General features: G+C 57.4%; 24 protein-coding genes and 4 pseudogenes. 7 read left to right on the plus strand and 21 right to left on the minus strand.

The window, feature by feature from the left end:
• Both prpB and BFQ03_RS14540 read right to left on the minus strand, forming a co-directional pair.
• The coding region (prpB, locus tag BFQ03_RS14535; protein WP_065943407.1) for a methylisocitrate lyase at positions 1 to 656 on the minus strand (656 nt) is incomplete at its 3' end.
• A gap of 12 nt (positions 657 to 668) precedes the next feature.
• Positions 669 to 1349, minus strand: a complete 681-nt coding sequence (locus BFQ03_RS14540) for a GntR family transcriptional regulator (protein WP_065943408.1) — start codon at positions 1347 to 1349, stop codon at positions 669 to 671.
• Between the two features lie 347 nt (positions 1350 to 1696).
• On the opposite strand from BFQ03_RS14540, the pseudogene BFQ03_RS14545 reads away from it, so the two are divergent.
• A pseudogene (locus BFQ03_RS14545) lies at positions 1697 to 1978 on the plus strand (hypothetical protein); the annotation flags it as partial.
• Positions 1975 to 2458: pseudogene (locus BFQ03_RS14550) on the plus strand (hypothetical protein); the annotation flags it as partial. The pseudogenes BFQ03_RS14545 and BFQ03_RS14550, both read left to right, overlap by 4 nt.
• Before the next feature lie 66 nt (positions 2459 to 2524).
• On the opposite strand, the gene BFQ03_RS14555 reads toward BFQ03_RS14550, so the two are convergent.
• Positions 2525 to 3469 (minus strand): DNA/RNA non-specific endonuclease, encoded by a 945-nt coding sequence (locus tag BFQ03_RS14555; RefSeq protein ID WP_065943409.1) that lies wholly within the window; start codon positions 3467 to 3469, stop codon positions 2525 to 2527.
• Between the two features lie 133 nt (positions 3470 to 3602).
• On the opposite strand from BFQ03_RS14555, the gene BFQ03_RS14560 reads away from it, so the two are divergent.
• Complete coding sequence (locus BFQ03_RS14560; protein WP_065943410.1) at positions 3603 to 4667, plus strand: M4 family metallopeptidase; 1065 nt, start codon at positions 3603 to 3605, stop codon at positions 4665 to 4667.
• Between the two features lie 29 nt (positions 4668 to 4696).
• Complete coding sequence (locus BFQ03_RS14565) at positions 4697 to 5002, plus strand: protealysin inhibitor emfourin (RefSeq protein WP_065943411.1); 306 nt, start codon at positions 4697 to 4699, stop codon at positions 5000 to 5002.
• Between the two features lie 812 nt (positions 5003 to 5814).
• Here the strand turns inward: BFQ03_RS14565 and BFQ03_RS14570 are convergent.
• From BFQ03_RS14570 to BFQ03_RS30645, 3 genes are all read right to left on the minus strand, one after another.
• Positions 5815 to 6018 carry a hypothetical protein gene (locus tag BFQ03_RS14570; RefSeq protein WP_065943412.1) on the minus strand — a complete coding sequence of 68 codons (204 nt, stop codon included), beginning with the start codon at positions 6016 to 6018 and terminating at the stop codon, positions 5815 to 5817.
• Positions 6019 to 6203: 185 nt separating this feature from the next.
• Positions 6204 to 6422 (minus strand): hypothetical protein, encoded by a 219-nt coding sequence (locus BFQ03_RS14575; protein WP_065943457.1) that lies wholly within the window; start codon positions 6420 to 6422, stop codon positions 6204 to 6206.
• A 748-nt stretch (positions 6423 to 7170) separates the two neighbouring features.
• On the minus strand, positions 7171 to 7482 hold the full coding sequence (locus BFQ03_RS30645; protein ID WP_083204854.1) for a hypothetical protein: 312 nt from the start codon (positions 7480 to 7482) through the stop codon (positions 7171 to 7173).
• Between the two features lie 456 nt (positions 7483 to 7938).
• Between BFQ03_RS30645 and BFQ03_RS14580 the strand changes: the two genes are divergently transcribed.
• Entirely contained in the window at positions 7939 to 8322 is a 384-nt protein-coding gene (locus BFQ03_RS14580) for a DUF3742 family protein (RefSeq protein WP_065943413.1), read from the plus strand.
• A 15-nt stretch (positions 8323 to 8337) separates the two neighbouring features.
• Here the strand turns inward: BFQ03_RS14580 and BFQ03_RS14585 are convergent, their stop codons facing one another.
• The 7 genes and pseudogenes from BFQ03_RS14585 to BFQ03_RS29080 form a co-directional block, all read right to left on the minus strand.
• Positions 8338 to 9876, minus strand: a complete 1539-nt coding sequence (locus BFQ03_RS14585; protein ID WP_065943414.1) for a conjugal transfer protein TraG N-terminal domain-containing protein — start codon at positions 9874 to 9876, stop codon at positions 8338 to 8340.
• A 10-nt stretch (positions 9877 to 9886) separates the two neighbouring features.
• A complete protein-coding gene (locus tag BFQ03_RS14590; RefSeq protein WP_065943415.1) occupies positions 9887 to 10195 on the minus strand; it encodes a hypothetical protein in 309 nt (102 codons plus the stop codon).
• A 4-nt stretch (positions 10196 to 10199) separates the two neighbouring features.
• A complete protein-coding gene (locus tag BFQ03_RS14595; RefSeq protein ID WP_065943416.1) occupies positions 10200 to 11582 on the minus strand; it encodes an integrating conjugative element protein in 1383 nt (460 codons plus the stop codon).
• Positions 11579 to 12529: a TIGR03756 family integrating conjugative element protein gene (locus BFQ03_RS14600; RefSeq protein WP_065943417.1), complete on the minus strand. Its 951-nt coding sequence runs from the start codon at positions 12527 to 12529 to the stop codon at positions 11579 to 11581. Before BFQ03_RS14600 ends, BFQ03_RS14595 begins: the two co-directional genes overlap by 4 nt.
• 472 nt (positions 12530 to 13001) lie before the next feature.
• A complete protein-coding gene (locus tag BFQ03_RS14605) occupies positions 13002 to 13292 on the minus strand; it encodes a type II toxin-antitoxin system RelE/ParE family toxin (protein ID WP_065943418.1) in 291 nt (96 codons plus the stop codon).
• Entirely contained in the window at positions 13280 to 13558 is a 279-nt protein-coding gene (locus BFQ03_RS14610) for a CopG family ribbon-helix-helix protein (RefSeq protein ID WP_065943458.1), read from the minus strand. Before BFQ03_RS14610 ends, BFQ03_RS14605 begins: the two co-directional genes overlap by 13 nt.
• Before the next feature lie 85 nt (positions 13559 to 13643).
• Positions 13644 to 14151: pseudogene (locus tag BFQ03_RS29080) on the minus strand (TraU family protein); the annotation flags it as partial.
• A 382-nt stretch (positions 14152 to 14533) separates the two neighbouring features.
• On the opposite strand from BFQ03_RS29080, the gene vapB reads away from it, so the two are divergent.
• Positions 14534 to 14764, plus strand: a complete 231-nt coding sequence (gene vapB / locus BFQ03_RS14615; protein ID WP_065943419.1) for a type II toxin-antitoxin system VapB family antitoxin — start codon at positions 14534 to 14536, stop codon at positions 14762 to 14764.
• Between the two features lie 160 nt (positions 14765 to 14924).
• Here vapB and BFQ03_RS29085 read toward each other — a convergent pair.
• Positions 14925 to 15053 (minus strand): annotated as a pseudogene (locus BFQ03_RS29085) (DUF4287 domain-containing protein); the annotation flags it as partial.
• A 166-nt stretch (positions 15054 to 15219) separates the two neighbouring features.
• On the minus strand, positions 15220 to 15867 hold the full coding sequence (locus BFQ03_RS14620; protein WP_065943420.1) for an isochorismatase family protein: 648 nt from the start codon (positions 15865 to 15867) through the stop codon (positions 15220 to 15222).
• A gap of 203 nt (positions 15868 to 16070) precedes the next feature.
• Here BFQ03_RS14620 and BFQ03_RS14625 point away from each other — a divergent pair, with 203 nt between their 5' ends.
• Positions 16071 to 16979: a LysR substrate-binding domain-containing protein gene (locus BFQ03_RS14625; RefSeq protein WP_065943421.1), complete on the plus strand. Its 909-nt coding sequence runs from the start codon at positions 16071 to 16073 to the stop codon at positions 16977 to 16979.
• A gap of 304 nt (positions 16980 to 17283) precedes the next feature.
• On the opposite strand, the gene BFQ03_RS14630 is transcribed toward BFQ03_RS14625, so the two are convergent.
• Genes BFQ03_RS14630 through BFQ03_RS14655 form a run of 6 tightly spaced genes read right to left on the minus strand, consistent with a single transcriptional unit; the run spans position 17284 to position 23778 of the window.
• Positions 17284 to 20037: a conjugative transfer ATPase gene (locus BFQ03_RS14630; RefSeq protein ID WP_065943422.1), complete on the minus strand. Its 2754-nt coding sequence runs from the start codon at positions 20035 to 20037 to the stop codon at positions 17284 to 17286.
• Entirely contained in the window at positions 20037 to 20450 is a 414-nt protein-coding gene (locus BFQ03_RS14635) for a TIGR03751 family conjugal transfer lipoprotein (RefSeq protein ID WP_065943423.1), read from the minus strand. Before BFQ03_RS14635 ends, BFQ03_RS14630 begins: the two co-directional genes overlap by 1 nt.
• On the minus strand, positions 20413 to 21930 hold the full coding sequence (locus BFQ03_RS14640; RefSeq protein ID WP_065943424.1) for a TIGR03752 family integrating conjugative element protein: 1518 nt from the start codon (positions 21928 to 21930) through the stop codon (positions 20413 to 20415). Before BFQ03_RS14640 ends, BFQ03_RS14635 begins: the two co-directional genes overlap by 38 nt.
• Positions 21930 to 22730 carry a TIGR03749 family integrating conjugative element protein gene (locus tag BFQ03_RS14645; RefSeq protein ID WP_065943425.1) on the minus strand — a complete coding sequence of 267 codons (801 nt, stop codon included), beginning with the start codon at positions 22728 to 22730 and terminating at the stop codon, positions 21930 to 21932. Before BFQ03_RS14645 ends, BFQ03_RS14640 begins: the two co-directional genes overlap by 1 nt.
• Positions 22727 to 23368, minus strand: a complete 642-nt coding sequence (locus BFQ03_RS14650; protein WP_065943426.1) for a PFL_4703 family integrating conjugative element protein — start codon at positions 23366 to 23368, stop codon at positions 22727 to 22729. The genes BFQ03_RS14645 and BFQ03_RS14650 overlap by 4 nt, the downstream gene beginning before the upstream one ends.
• The gene (locus tag BFQ03_RS14655) at positions 23365 to 23778 is read right to left on the minus strand and encodes a TIGR03750 family conjugal transfer protein (RefSeq protein ID WP_065943427.1); all 414 of its coding nucleotides are present in this window, start codon (positions 23776 to 23778) and stop codon (positions 23365 to 23367) included. The genes BFQ03_RS14650 and BFQ03_RS14655 overlap by 4 nt, the downstream gene beginning before the upstream one ends.

A 23778-nucleotide genomic window follows, 5' to 3' on the forward strand; every position in this document is an offset into this window, starting at 1 on the left:
GCGCCGAACTCGGTGATGTTGGCCAGGATTGGCGCTTTCACGCGCGAAGCGAACAACTTGTACATCTCAAGCTCGGTAATGGCTTCGGGGAAGACCATGTCGGCACCGGCCTCGATGCACGCGGCGGCACGCTCCAGCGCGGACTCCAGGCCTTCCACGGCCAGGGCGTCGGTGCGCGCCATGATCACGAAGCTGTCATCGGTACGGGCATCCACGGCGGCCTTGATGCGGTCGACCATTTCCTGCTGGGACACGATTTCTTTGTTCGGGCGATGACCGCAGCGCTTGGCGCCCACCTGGTCCTCGATATGGATCGCGGCAGCACCGAACTTGATCATCGACTTGACGGTGCGCGCCACGTTGAAGGCCGAGGAACCGAAACCGGTGTCCACATCCACCAGCAGCGGCAGGTCGCACACGTCGGTAATACGGCGCACATCGGTCAACACATCGTCCAGGCCGGTGATGCCCAGGTCCGGCACACCGAGGGAGCCCGCAGCAACACCGCCACCGGACAGGTAAATGGCCTTGAAACCGGCGCGTTTGGCCAGCAGGGCATGGTTGGCGTTGATCGCGCCAACCACTTGCAACGGCTGTTCGCTGGCGACCGCGTCACGAAAACGCTGGCCTGGGGTGCTCTTGTTTGTGGAACTCATGACTCACCTCTTTTATTGGGGAGTGCCGTCCGGGAAGTGACGGGCGATGTTGCGTTTGGAAGCGCCGATGTGCCGGCGCATCAACAACTCGGCCAGTTCGCCGTCGCGATCGGCAATCGCGTCGAGAATGCGCTGGTGCTCGGCAAACGTCTGGTGCGGGCGATTGGGGGTGGCGGAGAACTGGATGCGGTACAGGCGCACCAATTGGTACAGCTCGCCGCAGAGCATTTGGGTCAAGGTGCGGTTACGGGCGCCTTGAATGATCCGGCAATGAAAAGCGAAGTCGCCTCCCTGCTGGTAGTAGCCGACACCGGCCTGGAACGCTTCGTCGCGCTCGTGGGTGTGCAATACCTCGCGCAGTTCCTGGATTTCGGCATCGGTCATGCGCTCGGCGGCCAGGCGGCAGGCCATGCCTTCCAGGGGCTCGCGGATTTCGTAGAGCGCGATCAGCTCGGTATAGCTCAGGGACACCACCTGCGCCTCGACATGGGGCGCCCGCATCAGCAGGTGGATCGCCTCGCGCAGCGGGCCTCGGCGGATGCCGTAGGTACGCGCCAGTTCCGGCTCGCACATCTTGCTGCCTGGGGCGCTTTCCCCCTTGACGATGGCCGCTGGAATGTATCTGAAGACGTTTTCGAACAAGGTTTGCGAATCGTCCTGCATCACGGTGGGAGGATCGAACTGATTCGGCATATTGTCGACACCTTTAAGTGTAAGTCGACAAAAACTAGCCAATACCACTCTTTTAGTCAAAGAAAAAATCTATATTGTCGACAATGCGCTGATGGTTTCTGTTTTCGAATAGCGCGTGGGAGTCCATCAAAACGTCAGCCATTGGCCAGGGAGATGGAGAGGGCTGCTGGATGAACTGCGCTAATTGGAAAGGGGGGCGGGTGTTCTCAGTCTCTGAAGGTTGTTGGGCTGTGGGTAAAAAAGGCTCTTTACGGATTCCCAGAGAAGGCGACCTTGATTCTTAGACAGCAGTAGGCCCGCACGCCACAAACCATGTGCTTGAAGACTTTGATACAGTCGTTAAGCTTCAACTGTTCATTGAAGGCAACCATCGCAGTGGGTCGCTCATCGTCAGCTATTTGCTGATGCGCGCGGGGCAGCCGTCGTTCGTGTTGACGCTCGACAACGCTGAGGGCTACTTCAACCCATCATTGGTCATACGTAATTCCGCCAAGCCTGGTGTAAGGGCGTTGTACGAATTGCCCAAGATCGAGAAAAGATATGCCGCCTTTTTGGAGTCACAGGCTCCAGACCCAATAGAGTTTTTTCTGAGCGGCAAACCATTGTCCGCCTATCAGGGGAGAGCATGATGGGAAGGCGTCCAGCGTTTGATATCGACGGCACGTTGGCCTGCCTCAGCCCAGGCCGGCTACCTGCATTTGTGCATCGTTGGCTGGGCGAACCGTTGCCCGAGAGTTACGCCGCCAGGGATGCAGTATCTGGGTCTACACGTCGTCGGGTCGGACACCGTCCTACATCAGGCATTGGTTATTACTCTACGGTATCCACGTTGATGGTGTCGGCAACAGTGTTCGGCATAACCAACCATGCCTTGACGGTGCATGGACTTTCGAAGATCCCCTCGAAATTTCCGCCTGCATTCGATATCGACTTGCACGTCGATGATTTCGAGGGTGTGCAGGTTGAAGGTAATGATTATGGTTTTCATGTTGTAGTGGTTCATCCGCAGGATGAGCACTGGGTGCAGAGAGTTCTTGAGGCAGTCGCAGCAGTCCAGGTGCAACTCGCGAGGCAACAATCGGTTAGGCAATAAGGAGCCAGTGCAACAACACTTAGACGCCTTTTCCTCCTGGCGCCTCTCTTTTGATGTTAAAGCGAAATCCCGGGGCTCTCGGTCAAAGGCGAATATCTTCAGGCCCCTGGATTAGTGCTTCAATACGCGTCCCGGTGGCGCGCTCTTCGTTGCTGAATCCGTCGTAATCGGCCAGGTTGCCGAAACGAATGCCGGTCAACCGTTCGATCTGAATCACACTGCGCTGGTAGGTTCTGAGCTGGCCAAACAACAGGTCAAGCTGCCCTAGTTCACGGCTTTGGTCTATCATGTAGGCACTGGCGGAGGGCTTGCCGTCGTCGCTGAGGTAGGCGACCACTTTCCAGAACGCCTTGGGGATTTTAACGCCACGGTAAATACGGTCATCTTCGGCGAACACCGGGCCGGTGAACACCGTTGCTCGGGCTTTCCAGCGTTGAGTGTTGCCGAGGATATAGTCTTCGAGTTCTAGCCAGGTTTTTTGGTTGAAGCCGCTCATCTGCGGCGAGCAATTGGTGAAATGGAACGTGTCGACGTTGGCGATTTCGGCCTCGTCACCCCAATTAGGATCCTGGCGTCGTACCAGGTGGCCACGATCCAGCCCATTGCTGGCATAGAGGTCTTCGCCCACCTGCGCGCTGGTGGGCAGGCGGCCATCGTAGGCCCACACGTCGTTGCCGCGGACAATATCCACAGGCCGGCCGCCGTCGATATTGACCCCTACATAAAGCGCCAATCGTCGCGAGCGCGACATCGTTATGGAGAAATGCGTGTAGTCCAGGCGCTCGCCGCCGCTCTTCAACGGCTGCACGTCAGCTGCCAGTGCTTCATCCACTGTGGGCCATGGCACCACGAAGCTGTTGAGAAAATCCTCAGCGTAGCCGTGCCGGTTTTTCAGGTCCTTGGCGGGAGTGACCCGCAGCGTCGCCGCTCGTGCCTCTATAAGGGCAGGGCTGGCCGCGAGTAACGGCCGCAGGTCGGCGAGCCGGGGGCGGTATGAAAGGTCGACTTTGGCTTTACGTGCTGGCATCGGACATTCCTCGCGGGCGTTGAATAAACATGACTGCAACATAGGTTGATGACAATTGATGTCGCGCTAATCCACGGCGGCGATCCTAAAACGGTCGCCCGGACGTTCACCACTCGCCAACTGGAGCCAGCCAATGTGTGTTCGCCAACATCATCGCAATCCGATTTTCTGCCTAATCCCACCGTACATGCTCGATCAGATTGTACGCCACGGCGATAAAACCCAGCGGGAAGTCGCGTTACGGACACGCGCCAAGGACAGTACGTTCCGTTCGTTGCGCATGCTTGCTGTGCCAACCCAAGGCCCTGCTCATATGGTTCGGGCGATGGGGGCCGAGAAACGGCGGTCGATCTACAGCGCCGAAGGCACCGACAGCCTGCCTGGGAAGCTGATCCGTGGCGAAGGGCAGCCCGCCAGCCGTGACGCGGCGGTGGACGAAGCCTACGACGGGTTGGGCGCGACGTTTGACTTTTTCGACCAGGTGTTCGACCGCAACTCCATTGATGATGCGGGCATGGCGCTGGACGCCACCGTTCACTTTGGCCAGGACTACAACAATGCGTTCTGGAATTCGACCCAGATGGTGTTTGGTGATGGCGATCAGCAGTTATTCAACCGGTTCACCGTGGCCCTCGACGTGATTGGCCATGAATTGGCCCATGGCGTGACCGAGGATGAGGCCAAGCTGATGTATTTCAATCAGTCCGGTGCGTTGAACGAGTCGCTGTCGGACGTGTTCGGCTCATTGATCAAGCAGTACGCGTTGCAGCAAACGGCGCAAGACGCCGACTGGTTGATCGGCAAAGGGCTATTCACCAAAAAGATCAAAGGCACTGCCCTGCGCTCTATGAAGGCGCCGGGGACCGCGTTTGACGACAAGCTGTTGGGCAAGGACCCTCAGCCGGGGCATATGGATGATTTTGTGCAAACCTATGACGACAATGGCGGGGTGCATATCAATTCCGGCATTCCCAATCATGCGTTCTATCAGGTGGCCACAAAGATAGGCGGGTTCGCCTGGGAGCGCGCAGGGCGTATATGGTACGACGCTTTACGGGATACGAGGCTGCGACCGAACTCAGGGTTCTTGCGTTTTGCGCGTATCACCTACGACATCGCCGGTCGGCTGTACGGTGTGAACAAGAATGAGCAGAAGGCGGTCAAAAAAGGTTGGGAAGCGGTGGGTATTAAGGTCTGACAGCACTGCCAGTGCAGTGAGGAAGAACCATGCGAATTTCGCTCAAGGAAAACGGCGGTCCGGCGTTTTTTCCGGGCTTGGTCAAACCTCGTAGCGTCGAACTGGACGCGCTGCCCGAGCAGGACCAACAAGAGTTGCGGCAACTGATTGAGGCGGCAGACTTCTTTCATTTGCCGCAAAGCACGCTTCCAGAAGCCAGCAATCGCGGCCAGGTGCATTACACCCTGACGGTGACGGAAGGCGAACGTAAGCATACGGTCTGCGTGTTGGCGCCTGTGAAGTCGCAGGCACTGGACGGGCTGGTGCAGTGTGTGCGTCGACATACTCGGTGCTAAGGCGAGCACGATTCAGGCCAGTAAGTTTTGGCTTGGCGAAGTCATACTGCTCCTGGCGCAGGTCCTCCGGACAGGCATAGGAGAGAGGCACTTCATTGTTTAACACCTCAACACCCCACGTTGCGATGGGGGAGGCGCAATCGGCCAGGTCTGTAGTGCTGTGAACCACATTTTTGATGAGGCGTCAGGATCAAAGTCTCGAGTTCAGTGCTCAGGCGCGCAATAGAATCGGTCTCGGTACCTCTGCGAGGAAGCGCCAACGGGCTTTGATTCTTTCGTAGCCGATTAGCGGGCATCCAGTGCAAGCCGTACAACATCATCGCGAGCAGGCTTGGCAGGAAGGGGGAGCTGCTGAGAGGGGTTCAGCCAGGGGGGGCAAAAAAATGCCCCGCAGTAAACGTGGGCCGATCTACAAAGTAATTGACAGCCGCCACCCCCTCAAAGTGGTGGATTGCTTGGTCGAGAGCCTGAAGACGTGACGACTTATACAGGTCTGCACACTCTCAGTGTCGCGGTGGGTACCTGAGTGCTTCGATGATTACGTCGCGTGCACAACACCTGTGCGCGCAGTCGAGGTCTTTATCGACGAACTCGATTGGGTCAATCTGAGTGTCGATGTAATTGATTGGCCTGCTTCAGTGCAATTCAAGCGGGGGGGCAGTACCGATGTCCGGCAGTCACGTTCGTTGAAAAATAGGCGGCGCCCTTGCTCTGAATCCTCGGGCTTGAAAGGTGCTTTTTCCACACGCTCAAGTTCGAGCTGCGGCGGGTAGGTCAGAATAAAAAGGCCTCACGCGGCGTCAACGAGTTTTTCAGTTCTGTTCACTGATCAACGCGATGCTCAGGTCTATAAACGCCTGGTTATGGGTGAGCGTTTCAAGCGCTCCGTGCGCGTTCCTGACAGTCTCTACAGCGCCGCGATCACCGACCCATTTGGTCAGTTCTTTGACCGCTGCGGCCAATGCTAGGTGGTTTTCGTTGAGCGCTTTGAGTAATGGGGGGAAGGAGATCGTCATGTGGTATGGCTAGATACCAGCGAGGGAGGGCTCATAGGCTGAAATAATCAGTGGCTGTATGGATTCAGCTTTATCGTCGAATGAGCGTGGTTCCTTCAGCCTTCGCAGGCTTCATTGCAAACGATTACTGATCAACTCGGTGGTGACGAAGTGTAAGGGGGGTAAACGCTTGTTTTGCTTGGTTTTTATGTGTCGCAAGTGCCTGATCTGAGTTTCGCCAAACCCTGCCTTATGTGCCCAGTATTTTCTCCGATCGTGTACAGCGCACCACGGGTGTTTTCACCAACGTTTGGGTGGCCCTCGCGTTCAATGGCAAGCGTCAGTTCCATGATCGCGGCCTCTAAAGCCAGCTGGTTTTCGTAGATTTTCTCGAGTACATCCGGGAGCGAATATTGGCTTGGCATGGTGTCGATTCCATTCGAGGATGGCGTCAGTTTAGCAGGCAAAGAAAAGCCCGCAATGGGGACGGCGAGCTTAAAAATTAACCAGTCCACGGCTTTCGAAGAGAGGGCAGAGAACGCCATCATACTGCCATTTACCACGCCGGCTTGCAGGCCATCATAAGGGGGACACACGTAAAAACGCGGCAGCATCTGATCAGGTGTTACCCAGCATGCCGACGGCGGCACAGATCTTGCTGGATTAGAACCGCGTCATAGAAAGCGGCAGCCTTATCAAGATTGATTGTGCCAACAGTTAGCTGGCTGAACATCTGGATCTGATTCTTTGAGGGACTGGGGAGTTGGTAGCACTGCAAGCAAAACACCGCGCTTTTGTTGGGCGTCCTAGCAAGAGCGCTCTTTGTGATCAGGATCAGGCATATGGGGCGTTCGCCCGACACGTTATTGCTTAATGATCATAGGCGTATCTGGCGCGTCGTCGATGTTATTCGGCTCGGTAGGACAGGGAACCTACGTACCGAATTACCTGCAATTTATACCGCAATATCGGAGCTTGTACTGGCCAAGCCCGGTTATACCAAGCCCCTACCGAAGACGCTGCATCGCAGATCGTATTGCACAAAAAAGCCCAGGGAAATGCACGCAAAGCATTTTCCTGGGCCTGGGTATGCCATCCTCGCCGAGGGGGCGGAACGTCTATTGAGAGCACTTTGATCGTGCAGTTAGCGGCTGGTGTCGGGCAGTTCAACGCCTAGCATGGGTACTCTCCGACCAACGCTATAAGTAACGCATCAGGCTGATCCTGCTCAAGGAGCAAGTGTAGGCTCAGTTGCAACCGCGGGGCGTGGTGTGAATGTGGGGCTTCGAACACCACATAGCGCTGGTGTGGAGAGGTCTGGTGAGCTTTGAAAGCTGCGCGCAAGACTTCACTCAGTTGACTGAGCTGCAGTGCCTCTGGATGAGGTGAGTGTTCGAGCCCTGTTGCGTATTGCCAAGCGCCCGGGGTGAACACAATGGGTAATTGACGGGGATTCAGTGCATCAGGGTTAAATGAGTCGGACATGGTATGGCTCCGTTTAAAACGCGAACAAACCTGTCCCCTGCGGGAAAGGGTTTCCCCGCAGTGGGTTGAAGAAAAACAGGATGGGTTACCTGGCGAGCAGCGCTCGATAGGTGCTCAACTGAGCAGTAGGCGTTCATCACCGCGAAAGCGGTTACCGTGCGAGCCACCGAACGCTTATCGCACTTGGGAAGCGCCATCACCGAAGTGACGTAGTCTTTAAGGCGCTGACTACCTGGGCTGGGTGCTGTTAATCACAGCGTTCCATACCTTGTATTTATCCGGCCGACTTGTCTGGGTCAACCGTTGTTGAGGGAGACTTTTGGAGGGTGAGTCCACTGGCTTCCACTGAGGTTTTTTCAGCCGGAAAAACTGATCAATGGTCATGCATGGATAGCTTTCAGTAGTAGGCTGTTATTTCTGTATCAACCATGAGTGTGCTTAAAAAGGGGTGAGATCATGCCAACGCAAAACCCTGGTCAGGTTTCCCGCGCTCATCGCTGGGCATACACCTGTGGCATGTCGATAAAACGTGGTTATCGTAAGGTGAAAGCTTTTGAATCCTACGTTGCTGAGCGGGCGGTTAAGGCCGGTATGCCTGCAGGTAAGTGGCTCGTGCGTGGGGGCTTTCTCGTTGCCAAGTTGATGGTCGCTACTGGGCTACTGATTGTTAGTTTATGGCTAGCGGTATCCGTGATGATTCTCATGGTTTTGTGTTGGGCAATTGCTAATGGTACTTTTATCAAGCCTAAGGACGCTCTTCGATATAAGGCATATGGCGATCCATATGGCGAGTATGAATTTGGTCGTGCGCCCGGTCAGCCTGACTTAAAAGATCTTTAGTCATATTGATCAGTCCTACTTCAAGGCTTTTCCAGCAGACAGCAGTGCCCCGGCACCTTTTGCCCCTGCGTCCTGAGCTTGAGCTACTCCTTTACTTAGCATTCCATCGGCTATTGAGCCGACACTAAATCCTGCCCAACTCATCGCAGCCAAAAATATCATTGGAAGCACGATAAACATTGCTCCCATCACATACTCGATTACTTGCGCGGTGACTGTACCCTCCATAAACCCGGATGTGGGAAGCGATAACAGCAACTGATTGGATGCTGAAACCTGGTTGTACAGGGTGTCGAGCATGCTTGAGTCGACCCAGCGGGCCAGTTCCCACCAGAAGGTCAGCATGTGCAGGGTGAACAGTGCAAATGTCACCGTCATAACCGTCTTCAGCTGGTAAGTACTGACCAACAGAATCAGTGGCAAGCTGATGATGGTGCCCATGATCAGGAACGCCTGGACCATCGGCAGGGCGGCGCGCAACGCATTCATCGCCGGAAAATTACTAAACGAGCCAAGGGCCAGCCCGGTATTGGTGGCCAGGTTGTTGAGTCCCTGATTGATCGAGCCACCGCGGGCACTTGAGCCATAGTCCTGGTACACCTGACCGGGCGACATGGACATTGATTGCTGACGCGGACTGACCAACTCACGCAGAGTGGCATCCTCAATCTCGTTGCTCGAACGGCCCGTCAGCCAACCGTGAAGCTGAGTCAGTAACGAAGGATCGAGCTGCTGGATCAAGCGTTCGCGCAATCCGATACCGCTGTCGCTCCACCATTGCTTGCAGGTAGGGTAGCCGGCCCCTGTCTCAAGTTGAGGCAAGGATACATCGCGGCGTTCGTTGTACGGCCAGCTGATACGCGGGGTGCGTGAGCGATCCGTGTCGTAATAGCCGGGGGTGTCGAGCAAGTAGCTTGAGCCAATCCAGGCCGCATCATGACTTTGTGATTTGCTCAGTTGCGGGCGCTGAGTGAACAGCCGAGAGCGCGAATAGCCGTAGCAGTCGCGGGTGAAATCGGCGACTTCCTGTAGCAATACCTGACTGTCGATGCGCGAGCTGTCGATCGCCATGCGCATCTGGCGGATATCCGGTGCGCAAGGGATAGACGCGGTGGCCGATGCGGTGACCCCTTTGCTCAAGGCGTGAACCAGAAACCACCAGATCGGGACATTGGCAGAGCGTTCTCCTATGGTATTGAAGGTTGTACCCCAGGCTGTTTCTGTCGGCTGGGCCACGCTGACCCCGCAGCGCTGGCTGGCGGCATCATCGAACACCATCGAGGTAAGGCTCACTGGAAAGACCGGTGCGCAGCCAAACAAGACAACGGTGTAGGCCAGCCACAGCCGGTTTTCGATCCGTGGCACCGACAACAGCCCTTTGTTGCCCTCATCTGCACCTTGCTGGCGGGCCGACAGCCACTCTTGGAGGATGATCGCACCGAAGGGCGCGGCGAACAGACCTGTGTCGCAAAGAACGCTCCAGAGGCCGTTGTTGATGATCCAGGCCAGTAAAGAAAGGTAAAACTCCAGGTAGCTGTTAGTGCTCATAAGCATGGTGCTTACCTCACAGTCGAGTGAGTTCGACGCAGATCACGAGCACAAGCCCTAAAACCCCGAGACGTTTTAGGTGATGCTGATCCTGTGAACGGTGTCGGTAGCGCTGTAGCAGGTCCCACCAGAGCACACAGAGGGTGCCATAGAGCAAGGCGCGCCATCCGCGCAGATAGGGCCGTGCGGATTCAAGTGTGTGTTGCCAGGAGCCAAGGCTGCCCGCCAGCGTGCCCCCCATCCAGGCCGATACCAGGGCGGTCAGGATCATCACCGTGGCAATCCCTAGACCTGAAAGCAGCCGGAACAACCCTAAGCGTTTCATAGGTCTATTTGCGCTCGGTGTTAGCGTCATGAAGCCGACCGAGTTCAGGATCGCCTTGTTCGATACTGCGCGATGCATCGGCGCCACCAGCATGCCGATCGAGCACCAGGCTTGCGGTGTTGGTGGCCAACATCTGCCGGATTTGAAGTTCGGTCTGCAGCAGGCGAATTTCGCGCTCAAGGGCGTCGATGTTTTTCGTCAAGGCGGTTTGGGCAGGTTCCGCGGAGGCGATGTTCGGTTCGTGACTGCCTGCCAGCAACGTGCGCAGTAGCAGCAGCGCCTTATCGAGTACGCTGGACAGGGCGGTCTCACTGGCCAGGCGCCGTGCTAGCAGCGCCTGGTCGGGATCATCGCGCAGGGCTTCGACCACGCCCCGGGTGACAGGCAGCATCGGGCTGGAGGCATTGACTAGATTATCGGGGGAGGGGGGAAGGGCACCTGACAGTAGCCCCTGCAGGGCCTTGAGCTGTTCGCTATAGGCTTCCTGGATCAACGGCGTCAGTCCGCTGCCGGCGGTGGCTCGTAGGGTCTCACAGGCGTCACAGGTGGCGACTTCGGTTTCGCCCAATACACGAACCGCCCATTCCGAGGCTGCTTGGGGTGATCCCCAGGTCTGGCAAATACCTCCGCCTAGGCATTCGCTGTTGGAGACTGAGGCACTGTCTTCCACCGAGCGGTTATGCAGCAAGTTGTAGCCTGCGCGTACCACGTCGGCCGTGACCCGAATCGGTGGCTGAGCATCGCCGCCGGCTTTGGTGCCGCCGACCCAGGACAGTCCCTGATTCCCGTTATGGGTTTCGGTGTTTTTCACCGCCGCCACCGCGTCACCGCCGGTGTGCTCCAGATTGCCCTGCATGGCTTGGTTCTTGGCCAGTGCCCCCCAGCCGGCTTGATCGACCTTATCGGCCATTTTCTCGGCCATGGCCTGGCAAGTCAGTTTGGAGCGATCAAAATCGATACGACCCTGCATCACCCCGTTGCTCAACAACTCATAGAGACCAGGGTTGGCGCGTTGGATGATCAAGGCCGGCAGCGACATCACCGCCTGGGTCGCGTTCTGCACAATGCTGCCCATGATTTGTTGGAAACCTTCGGTGACGCCGTTCAACTGGTTTTGCAGGGTGTTGCTGAGGCTCATGTTTCCACACAGCATGTTGGCTCGCCAGGACACGCCGGCGCCGAGGCCACTGGGACGGTAGAGCGAGCTGGGTGAACCGACCGCGGAGCCGCCACCGAGGGTATACATCACCCGGTCATCGAGTACTTCGCCTTGAGTGCCCAGACGGTAATCGTTATCCGCAGAGTGCACATGAGTAACCGACAGCAGCAGTGCGCAGAGCAGCAGGAACGCCTTGTTCCGTCGGGGGAGTGAGAAACGCCGAGTCATGACGCGCCTTCCTCGAAGTCGATACTGAACAAGAAGGTCTGCCCTTCACGTTTGCAGCAGCTGTAAGGTCGCCACAGTGACCAGGTATAGCCGCCATCTGCGCTCTGCACCGGATTACTGGGGAAAATCGAGCACGTGGTCTGAACCTCAGGGGCGAGCAATTGCCACGTGTGGGTTGAGGCGTCGTTTTCAACAATCGGGCCTGGCGGCCAGTAACCATCACGTTGGCTGGGCGTGAGCGCTAAATACACATGCGCCTGTCCGCTTCGGGTGATGACATCGCCGGCCCGTTGCGCCATGACGGCGGCGGCCTTGAAGTCATCAGGCTGTACCAGAAACCCCTGTCGGGGGTAAACGTTACCCCACATATTTGCTGAGGCTTGACTGCCGATTTCACGGACCCCTGGCATCAGCGCCTCAGGGTATAGGCTTTCCGGTAGTCCATGACGCCAGGCCAGTGAGTCCAGGGTGCTCAGGTAGTAGGGCACAAGCGCTGTCGCGCCGCTGGCGCACGCGTAACCGGATTGCGAGGCCAGTTGTGTGGCGGCCCAACCGCCTGGATGGCCAATGGCATCGACGTTCTTGAAACGGGGCAGGTTGTCGCGGTGCAGGTTCGGCGTGATCAGGTTGCCGCCACCTTCTGCACCGCTAAGAGGGCTTGAGAGAGGGGCCATCTCGGCCCATGGATTGCTGCCGGTGGTGGTGTAGCTCGACACCACCAGTTCAGGAATGAAATGGCGGACCTTGGTCGAGGTTTTGACCGTACAGCCAAAAGGCGTGCAGAGGCGCCAGAAGCAAATGCCGACAATCTGATAGGCAAGGCAATGGGGTGAAAGCACTGAGGCGGTGATACTGGTGGTATCCAGGGCCAGGCTAGGTCCGCACGCAAGCAGGATACTGAGTGTCAACGGTCGTAATTTCTGGGGGGGCGGGCATACGGCAGGCATGGTCCAGACTCTTTGGGGTAAGGCCCGGACAGGTTCAATGATGGCGTGCGCACCGTCAGTGATAAAACCGAATGTACTGTTGTCGGTTTACACGGATTTGCAGGGCAATAAGAGGGTTGAGGTTTAGGGTGGCTTGTCGTCCTGAGGCGATTTATTCGGGTCTTAGCGCTCTTAGGGAGGCTGGAGGCCAGGTCAGGGCAGTTTAGATTGGCTGTTACGCGGTAGTCGGGTTTGCTTCCAGTTTGTGGCCGCAGGCCTCTGACGGGGTTTGGGGCAAGTAGCCCATGTTCTTTACTGCGCCGTCGGTACGACTTTGCACGGGCGCTCCGTATCAACGTCTGTCAGACCACGGGCAATCGAACCCTCTCGTGCAGCTGAATTCGTTTCTCGGCCCTGAGTCAACCGCACACCCTTATGTCCAAACGGATTTTCAAGCTTGGCACTGCTCATGCTACATCGTCCAAATGACCATTTAATAACCTACCTCCTTCTGGTGACGAACGGCCAAAACCGTCACAATTTCGGCATCGACTCGATAACGCGCGACATAGCCGCTATCACCGAAGTCAATTAACAACTCGTGATATTCGTTCGGTAGGTTCTCGACGGGTCGGCCAATACGAGGTTGCACACTCAGTATCCGCAAACTCTGCTTAATAGTTTCAGCGGCACGCTTCGCGGCGTCAGAATTTTTTAGGTGCAAAAAATCCCGCAGCCGCTGCAAATCACAAATTGCAGCCGGTGAAAAAATCACTTGTGGCATACGGGCGCCGGCAGTTCGTTTTCAGTTCCCCAGCTTGAAAGCCACCTATCGACCTCTTCACTTGTGGCGTGCAAGCCTGTTGCCTGGTACTCATCCCATGCCTTAAGCGCATCTTGTCGAAATGCTTCGTGCTTTTCTTCACGTTCGACATACTGCTCAATAGCCTCGCGCATAATCCAATGTGCCGACCTGCGACGGGCTTGGGCCAAATGTTGGATCCGTCCTTTCAGCTCGTCGTCGATCTTGATAGACGTTGCATTTGCCATAAATAGCCTCGAATAGTTAAAGGTAATACCTTTAGCCACCATCATACTTCATCGGTCACCTGTGTCCATAAACAGTTCATTAAACCCTGCCAACTTCACGAACCCTCGGCATCAGCGCATTAGGGTAAAGACTTTCCGGTAGGCCATGGTGCCAGGCCAGTGAGCCCAGGGTGTTCAGGGTGTTCAGGGTGTTCAGGTAATAGGGCATAAGCGCTGTCGTGCGACTGGCGCACGCGTAGCCGGATTGCGAAGCCAGTTGTGTTGCAGCCCAGTCGCCTGGATGGCTGATGGCATCGACGTTCTTGAAACGGGGCAGGTTGTCGCGGTGCAGGTTCGGTGTGATCAGGTTGCCGCCACCTTCCGCGCCGACAAGAGGGCTTGAGAGGGGGGGCCATCTCGGCCCATGGATTGCTGCCGGCGGTGGCGTAGCTAGACGCCACCAGTTCAGAAATGAAATGGCGGACCTTGGTCGAGGTTTTGACCGTACAGCCAAAAGGCGTGCAGAGGCGCCAGAAGCAAATGCCGACAATCTGATATGCAAGGCAATGGGGTGAAAGCACTGAGGCGGTGATACTGGTGGTATCCAGGGCCAGGCTAGGCCCGCACGCAAGCAGGATACTGAGTGCTAACGGTCATAGTTTCTGGGGGGCGGGCATACGGCAGGCATGGTCCAGACTCTTTGGGATAACGGCCTGGACAGGTTCAACCATGGAGCGCACACCGTCAGTGATAAAGTCGAAGGTGCTGTTGTCGGTTTACACGGATTTGCATGGCAATGAGAGGGTTGCCTGAGACTCAGTGTGCTGGCTCGCAGACATCTCCCTGAAAAGGTGAATAAGGGTCGCCCCTGGCTCCAGTCTGTTAATGAGCGGGTAACGTGAGTCTGCCTTCGGGTCTTTTTTCACCTGTCACCACTGTCTAACTCGAAGGCAAGAAAATCACGAAACATAGCTTGTATATCCATAGAGGTGCAGCATGGAACAAGGTTCAGTATTTCTAAGTAATCGCTCTCAGGCCGTGCGCTTACCCAAGGCCGCTGCGTTCCCCGACGATGTTAAGCGTGTCGATGTGATCGTCATTGGCAGAGCCCGAACTCTTACCCCGGCGGGTGAGTCCTGGGACAGTTGGTTTGATGGTGAAGGTGTTACTGCGGATTTCATGGCAGATCGTGAGCAGTCCACCGATCAAGAGCGGGAATCGTTTTGATGTTCAAGTTTATGCTGGACACAAACATCTGCGATTGCGTAATTGCATGGACTTGACCACTCAGTTGTATAACCACTGACCAGCACGCACGGTAGTGACGATCGGCAAGGAACGGCCAATAGCAGTCATTCTGTGTCTCTACAAAAGTAGGGGCGATTCACAGTTCCATATGCTTCTTGCCGCTGACGGTCTTGAGCAGGTCCTGCCAGTGAGTAGTTGGCTGCCCATACTTTTTTTCAATTGAGGGGAAGTACGACGCAGGCTCCTTTGTTTTTGTGTCGTCGGTCATGATGCAAACTCCCTTTTGGCTCAGGTGATAGTGCTCAGAGTAATACGATAAGAATGATCTCACTCCGGCGGCATTCGGGATTCGAAGGCCGCCCAGGTAACGTTACCCATTTACCGACACTGGGTCCACCGTCCGCCCCGACCCCGTATGGGGTCGGGTGCAGGAGTCAGGATGCTTTCTGAGCCGCCATCGTGCCCTCAAGACTGTCGATCAAGAGGCCATAAGGTGGGTAGTGTTCGTGGAAAACCTTCACCATGTCCTGGCCTGTTGCCCATGTCCAATTGCGCTGCAGCTCGGCCGCAATGGTGGTCCAGTTAACGGGAATAATCCCATGGTCGAGCATCCGGGCGACGGCGTTTTCGCGAACGCTCACCTCATAACCCCCTGATGCATCAATCACGCCGTAGACGTTGTAGCCCGCATCAACCGCCTGCATGGCGGCGAAGGCCAGGCAAATGTCAACCGTGGTGCCGGCCATGATCAGGTTTTTGCGGCCAGTTTTTTCGATTGCTGCGACGAAGTTGGGATCGTCCCATGCGCTGATAATGCCGGGGCGATCGATCAGTGGTGCGTCCGGATGCATTTTCACGATTTCCGGCAAGAGCGGGCCATTGGGGCCTTGGCTGTAACTGGAGGTCAGGACGGTTGGCAGATTGAAGACCTTGCCGACTTTGGCCAGGGCCACCACGTTATTACGAAACTCAGCAGGGGTGTAGTCACGTACCAGTTGCATGATCCCCGATTGATGGTCAATCAGGACCAGTGCAGAATCGTCTGCGCTGAAGCGGGTTTGGGTATAGCTCTTCTTGCTCATGTCTTGATTCCTTCTGAAGGTGAACACTGGAAAGCACTCGGGCATGAACGGGTTCATGGCAAGGCTCTTCAGGGTGGGTTGGAACACCTTCAGATTAGAATTGGGACGGTCTTGAAACAATTAGGCAAAATGGGAACTATCGTCTACATAATGGGACGATGAGTCCGTGCAATACGCCGGCCTCTTGCAGCAGGGGGTTGGTGATGCTCGATCTTAATGACGTTTATTTCTACGTTCAGGTAGTCGAACACCGGGGCATTACGGCGGCGGCTCGGGCACTTGACGTACCAAAGTCCAGCATCAGCCGGCGCATTCTTGCGTTGGAGGCGTCGCTGGGAGTACGGCTGATTCAGCGTACGTCCCGACGTTTTGTCGTGACGGAGATTGGCGCCGAGTTCCATCGCCACGCACTGGCCATGCTGGTGGAGGCCGAGGCGGCGGAAAGCGTGGTTCGGCGTCGCGCCGCTGAGCCCAGCGGTACCATCCGCTTCACCTGCTCGGTGTCCTATGCGCAGTTGGTGCTGGCCAAACTGATTCCTCGCTTCATGGCCGCTTACCCGCGAGTCCGCATCGTGCAGCACGCCACGAATCGCTGTGTGGACCCCGTGCAGGAGGGTTTCGACCTTTGCCTACGGGCGCACACCGAACCCTTGCCGGACTCTTCGTTGGTTCAACGCTCGATTGCCCGGACGTCTTGGTATTTGTTCGCGAGTCCCACCTATGTGGACCGCAAGGGCATGCCTGGCGAACCCAATGCGTTGTCGGAACACGACGGGATTGCACTCGGCAGTGCGCAGGAGAGTTACGCATGGCGCCTGCGTGAGGGACATCCCGGTGCGCCTGTCGTCGTGCAGCCGTTTACGCCCAATCTTGTGAGCGATGACATGACGACACTCAAAACTGCTGCATGCGAAGGTTTGGGTATTGTCGCGTTACCCGGTTTTGTCGGAGCGGCTGAGGTAGAGCAGGGCCAGTTAGTTCGCGTGTTACCTCAGTGGATTGCCGACCTGTCGACGCTGACCGTGCTGATGCCGTCTCGTCGGGGCTTGCTTCCCTCAGTATCTGCGTTTGTTGGGTATCTCTCGGAGCATGTGCCGACGGTTGTTCAGTGAAGTGATAGGCCAAAAAGCGAGTGTCTGTTTTTGGTCGATTCTGTTGAAAAAGTAGCTCCCCTGTCTGGCCTACGGCAAAATCTCTGCATTGGCCAGTAGGGAAGCACGCAGCATGATGGGACAGTTATCGAGTGGGCACCCGCATAGAGCTTGGCATAGCGGGATCTTCTACGGCGGGCAAGACTACGTGACGACATTGGAGGCCCGGCGAGCTTAGCGCCTTCTGGCTCTTGCCCATGATTGCAATACCTTGCATGGCGTACTTTATTTTCCACGTTCTAAAACTTACCCAGCATAGATTTGCCTATGTCGGCTCTATTCCTCGCGCTCTATCGATCCGCTCAGCGATCCGGTAAGCCGCTTCCAGCTCTGAGCAGCCAGTGTCCTGCATCAGTGCCCAGCGCTCGGCTTTTTCCTCGGGCTCGGTCATGGCCAGGGCAAGGTAAAGGCTGGGGGGCACTGCTCGAAACAACGTTTCGAGCTTTTTCGACAGCACCACTCCCTCGGTGTATTTACCTGACTCCTTGCTTGCAGAGAGCAATAGAGCCTTTTGCGCCGGGGTGAGCCTCTTGAAGCGCGCGATCTCTTCGATTTCAGCCGGCGGCATGTTCAAGCAAATCCACCACTCGATCATGTTGAGCATGGTCTGTGCGCTAGCGGGAAAGTCGGCAAGGTTCTGCGTCGCCATCCAAAACCAGGCACCCAGTTTGCGCCACATTTTTGTGCCTTTGACCACGAACGGTGCCAACAGTGGGTTTTTGGTGATGATATGGCCCTCATCGGTGACCATGATGATAGGCCGCCCCAGGTATTGGTCGCGCTCGGCCAGGTTGTTCACGGTGTTCATCAGACTGATATAGCTGATGGACATCTGCGCCTCATAACCTTCGCGGGCGTAGGTGGCCAAATCGACGATAGTGACATCGCTTTCAGGCCAGGGTGTACCCTGGCGGTCGAAGAGTTCGCCTTCGAAACCCTGGCAGAATAGATCGATGGACTCGCCCATTTCCTGAGCGCGCTCGCGACGTTTTCCCGGCAAATGCGGGTCAGTGGCGACGCGCAATAAGGCGTTGCGCACATCGCGGGTCAGTACCTGACGACCTGCCGACGTGCAGGTCTGCGCGGCCTCAAGGATGCACTCGCGAATCAGGCTGCGATCGGCGCGGCTCAGACGGGCTTCTTCCTTGGATTCACCGCCAGTAATCATCAAGCGCGCGGTGATTTCCAATTCGCCGAGAATATCGCGCTGAGCCTCATCAGGCACTGTGCCTTCATCATCCCACTCATCGAGCGACAAACTACCCACCTGACCCGGTTGCTCAACCAGGCGTCGGGCCTCGACAAAGGGCGCGAGGCTGACCGAGGTGCCAGGTTTTAATGGGACCTTGTTAACCGAGAGTCCCAGTGTCGAAAAATAATCGCCCTGCAAGCCGAATGAATTGCCAGCCTCGACGATAAATAGCCGTGGGCGGTACACCGCCATGACCTGCATCAGCAGGGTAACCAGCGTGGCCGATTTGCCAGCACCGGTGGGTCCGAACAACAGCAAATGTCCGTTCATGGCCCGGTCCAGTGGGGACAACGGATCAAAGCTCAGTGGCGAGCCACCCCGGTTGAACACGGTGATGCCAGGCTGACCTGTGCCTGTGCTTCGGCCCCAGACAGGGGCCAGGTTCGCCAGGTGTTGCGCAAACATCAGCCGGGTGTACCAGTTGCGTGGGTCGCGGGCCGGGTTGTACGTCATGGGCAACCAACGTAGGTAGCTGTTGCAGGCGGCGACTTCATCGCCTTCACGGACCGGTTGCAGGCCGGCACCGAGCAATGCATTGGCCAGGCTGATCGAGTGTTGGTGCAATTGCGGCTCATCGCGACCGCGCAGGTAAAAGGCCAGGGCGCCTCGGTACAGCTTGTGTTGACGACCGATGATCGCACGCGCTTGTTCGACATCCTGGCGGGTTTGGGTTGAGGCCAGGTTTTCACCGATGGCTTTGCGGGTCAGGCGGTTTAATTGGTCTTCGAGTACATCCTGAGGCTTGACCACCAGGGTCAGGCTCATCACCGTACCTTCGGGCAACTGGTCGAACAGGGCGTTTATGGCATCGCCCTTACGGGTCTCGCCGGTGACTTGGCCAATCGTTGGTGCCCGTCGCAGCTTGTCCACCACCATGACCCGATGGGGCTGATCATCGAAATACCAGAGCCCGCGTTGCGTATCTGAACGCGGCTCATTGAAGAACAGGCGTTCGGCAAAGTCGTGATCAAAGGGCAACTCCAGCGAATCACCGTCACCTGACGCTGGGTAGGCCACTTGGCGGTAGAGCGTTTCGGGCGTGCCTTGGGTGAGCGTGGGGGCTGGATTGAACCAGGGCAATAACCAGGCATAAAAATCGCGACCATCGATACGCGCTGATTGCACGCCACACGCCTGTAACGATGCCGCGATTCGCTCGCACGCGTGTTGCAGGGCTTGCACCGGCGTGAGTCCCGTCTCCTCATGGTCAGACTCCAGCCAGCGATAAATCACCAGACGCACCCGCCGGTTATTGCCACGCCAGGGTAGGCGCGTCACCACTTGATCCTCGAACAGTCCGCCGGTCTTGGCGACGGCCCTCAGATGACGACGGCTGAGCGCCAAATACGCCTCGGTAAAGACGGTGCCTCGCGCGTTGTCTCGAATATAGCCAGTCAACCGGTTCAGGTAGGGGCTGAAGTCGTTGTCGTCCTGGCAGAAAAACTGCACCACCCAAGGCGCCTGATCCCGCTCATCAAAACTGTCCTGCAAGGCATCTTCGAGGGCATCGCGTGCAGCCATCAACCAATCGGGTTCGCGCCCCTCTGTGCCAATGGGCAGTAACTCGAATACGCCGGCCACCGAACGATTGTCATCGAGCAGAAAACACTGCTCGGTGTCGAGGTATTCGACCCAAGGCAAGTGGTCAGTGAAGCTTGGGTGATGGGCATAACCTGCGGCCTCATCAGCCAAGGTGGCGCGAGGGCGGAAGGGGTGGCGCCAGGCTCTCCACCTGGGTGGGCGTGAGTTCGAATCGCCGGTATGCATTACAAGTCGTCCTGGCGTTCGCCCGGCAATGCGTACTGCACGCGTTGGTAAAATGGGAAGACCGTTGAATACCCCGGCACCGGTGCTTGCTCGGTGCCGCTCAGGTGCGGGTACACGTACAGCACCAGATCAGGATTGGGCAGACGAGGGAATAGATTGTGGATCTCGTTGAGCGCAGTGCGTGTGTAGGGCTCCTGCACAGCGGCTAAGGCCTCTGGCTCAGCCAACGGACGGCGTAGCTGTTGGCGAGCCTGTAGCAACGGCTGAGTGCCTGGTGAGCCGGCAGCATTCCAGATGTCCAGCATGGTGTTTTCACCATGGGGTAGAAGGGCCTCCTTATCGGTGGAGCAGCCCGTCAGGACGCAGCAGAACGCGCTAATCCAGGTCAGGCAGTAAGAAGGGGTCTTTTTCATGGCGGACGCTCCGGCCGTTGGGTTCGTAGTCGAGGGTGATCTCATGGTCCAGGTGCAGGGCAACCTGCGCCGCCGGCGGCACGTACACGGCTGCAAAGGCTTCGCCATACAGCTTGTTGACCCACTCGCGGATATCACTGACGCCGCCACTGAGTATTGAGTTGAGGGCGCTATTGCCACGACTGTTGGTGACCCCAAGCGTGCTTGCGCCCGAACTGACCACACTGCTGTTGTTGCGCTCATCCCCAAGCAAGGCGGCGACGCCTGCGCCGACGGCGGTGATCAAGCTTTGGCTGGCCAGGTACTGCTGGGCGTTTGAGCGACGCTCACCGGCAATGCAAGGAATGCCATAGGGATCGGACAGGTAACCAAGGCCACCGCGAATCTTGTCGGTGTTCGAACGTTGGGGAGTGGAGGCATTACGGCTGGCAACGGTTTTGGGTTCAGGCATGGTGCGAATGGTGCCATCGGTAAACACAAAGGTAATGGACTCCACTTGCCCGCGCACGCAAGACAAGGTCCAGTCGCCTGAGGCGGTGCCGCTCATCACGGCGCCTGCGACGTCTGGCAAGTCGATGCCGTTGGCGGTCAGGTTTTCAGGCCCCACCAGTACTTTGAAGGGGTAGGGGTCGTTGACCGTGCCGTCCACTGGCACTCGGCCAATCAGGGCGGTCATGGCCACCGACCCCATCAACGTGGTGTTTTCAGGCAGGGTGTAGACCGGTTTAGCGCCCTCAGTACGATCACGGGGGGGCGTCAGTTTGCGCTCGCCCTGAACGGCGGCCTGTAGCGGATGCTGGCTGCGATCATTGGCCTGATCTTGTAGGTTTTTCAGGGAGTGAAAGGCGTTCGGCAGGCTCGACACGGAGGCGCCGCTGAGGGGGGAGCGGACGGTGGTGGAGGGTACATCTAAAGGTTCAATCCACTGCAGCGCATCATTGACCGCACGGCGCCCTTCAAACTGGGCCTCGTCGCCTGGCTCAAGCCCCAAGCCAATCGGCAGGTCTTTATCTTGGCGGGTCAGCCCCGATAGCTGTGCTTGTAATTGCGTCAACAGACCGCGGGCCTGTCGATTGTCTTGTTCTGTTTTGAGCCGCGCCTCGTCGGCGTGTCGACGGCCTTCGTCAACCTGCTGGGTCACGCTGCCCAGCGCTGTCCGAATACGTGAATCGACGCTGTTTTCTCGCTCGCGTAGGCGCTGGTTGTCGGTTTGCAGTGCGTCATTGTGTTTTTTCAAGCTGAGCATATCGCTGCGCATCGCCTTAACCTGACCGACCAGGGTCGCGACCGTGTCACGCGGCGTATCGCCGGCAATACCGAGGGACTTGGCTTGCTCAGCGGATAGCTGAATGCTGCCTGGATCCTCCGGGCTGTTGGGGGCTGGTGGGCTGGCACCGGTTACCCAGGTTTTCACAATGATCAACGCCACCACCAGCAACGCCGCCGGCACCAGCCATTTGAGCAAGGCATTGGCCTTCATCAATCATCCCCTTGTGCGACCGGCAGCAGCAAGGCGTGCTCAAGACCCGCGCCGCGGGTGACCAGGTAGGCGATTGTGGTGTCTTCAGCACTGCCAGCAGGCCCGAGAAACGCATGTTGGAAGCTTGCAGCGTACAGGTTGGCCTCAACTCTGCGCGGATCGAGGCGTACGGTTTCTGAGCCGCGATTACGCAATATCACCGCAGTCACCCAAAATTGATCGAGTCGCCAGCTCGCAAGCGGGGTGCTGCTCAGGTGTTCGGTGGGCAGCAGGTTGGGCAGTTCGGTGTGCAGTTTGAGCGTAACGCGGCGTACCCCGGGCAGGGACTCGACCGTACGCAGTGGTGCATACAGGTTTTGTGCGGCGTAACGCGTCAATGCAACAGGGATTGGCGTACGTTCAGCAGAGGCAGTCTGACCGGTATCCGACTCGTCAGTGTGGCGCTGAGCATGCTTGAGAATACGCACGGGTTCCAGTGGTTGATCGCCAGGGGTCGTGACAATATCCAGTAGGACAATGTCGCCTGTCGTGACCGATTGCAGTTGCAGCCGGGTCGGTGCAATGGCTTCCAACGCGCGCAGGTACAGCGCCCCGCCAGTTGATTGCACACGCAGCTTGCCGGCCAGGCTTGAGGGCACACCGACGCGAATCGCCTCATCGACAAAAATGACCCGCTCCTGATCAATTACCAACGAGAGGGTGAGGGGTAAGCGTTCCCAGCGCATCAACTCGATGGCTGGCGCCGTTGCTCCCCACAGCAACAGCGCTACGGCGAGTGTCAGGGTGGACAGGTATTTCATGGCGCTCCTTCAGGCAAGTCGATTTTTTGCGGCGTACCCTGATAACAGTCCAATGCCAGCCCCCACTTATTGCGCTCGGGGTCCAGGTCAAAACGTACGACGCGCAGTGGATAACGCACCACCACCCGCTTTACCGGTTCGGCGGCGTAGTACTCATCGGCGTTGAGGTCGAGCACGACCTGCCAACTGTTGCGGTCCAGTTGCTTGACCCTAAGCGGTGGATCTTCGCTGTAGCCTCGGCCCAAAATTTCATAGACGCCCCGCACCCGCTGGCGCAGTTCGCCGGCGGCCTTGCGGTAGGCGTAGTCGCCGTCGAGAAAGGCCTGGCAGGCGGGGGTCAGGTAAGCCTGCAAACCATAGATGGCGCGGCGATAGTCCTGTTCGCCATCCGAGGGCCAGCGGTTCAGTTGGCCAAAGATGTACAAGGCGAAGGCATAGACATTTTCTGGGGGGATGTCCCACCATTTGCGGGTGCTGCCTGAGCGCAAATCCGGGGGGACATGCACCGTCAGCTCGCTGGGGGCTGCGTGCCAGCCATACCAGAGCCCGCCACAGAGCAGGGCGAGCGTGATGACCGCCAAACGCAGGCTGAAGATATGCGCCTGCTGGGCGTCCACCTTGTTTCGAAACCGGCTCATGGCTGACACCGAGACAGGGCAGGACGAATGCGGCGGGAGCGGCGTACCGTCCAAACACCAGAGTGCAGGATCAGATGGCTGCGACCGAGTCGCCAATGGCGGGCGAGTGTCCATTCGAGTTTGCGGTACAGCCAGGTGTCGGGGCGGGCCCGCTTGGCCCGGCGCAGCAGCGTGCCGCCGGCCAACACCACCAGCGCCATGCTCGCGATCATGCTGGTTGGTGCCACGGCAATTGAGGCGCTGGCAATGGCCAGGGGAATGCCCACGATCAGACCGATAAACGCGCCGCTGCCGAGTGCGATCCACATCTCGTCATTGGTCAAACCGCGCAATACCGCCGGGTCACGGTTGAGTCGCTCCGGCACAAAGGCCAATGTCTGGTCAGTCAGGCGTTCGAGGGTGTCGTTCAT

Source organism: Pseudomonas sp. 25 R 14, assembly GCF_900004755.1.
In the GTDB taxonomy this organism is placed as follows: domain Bacteria; phylum Pseudomonadota; class Gammaproteobacteria; order Pseudomonadales; family Pseudomonadaceae; genus Aquipseudomonas; species Aquipseudomonas brenneri.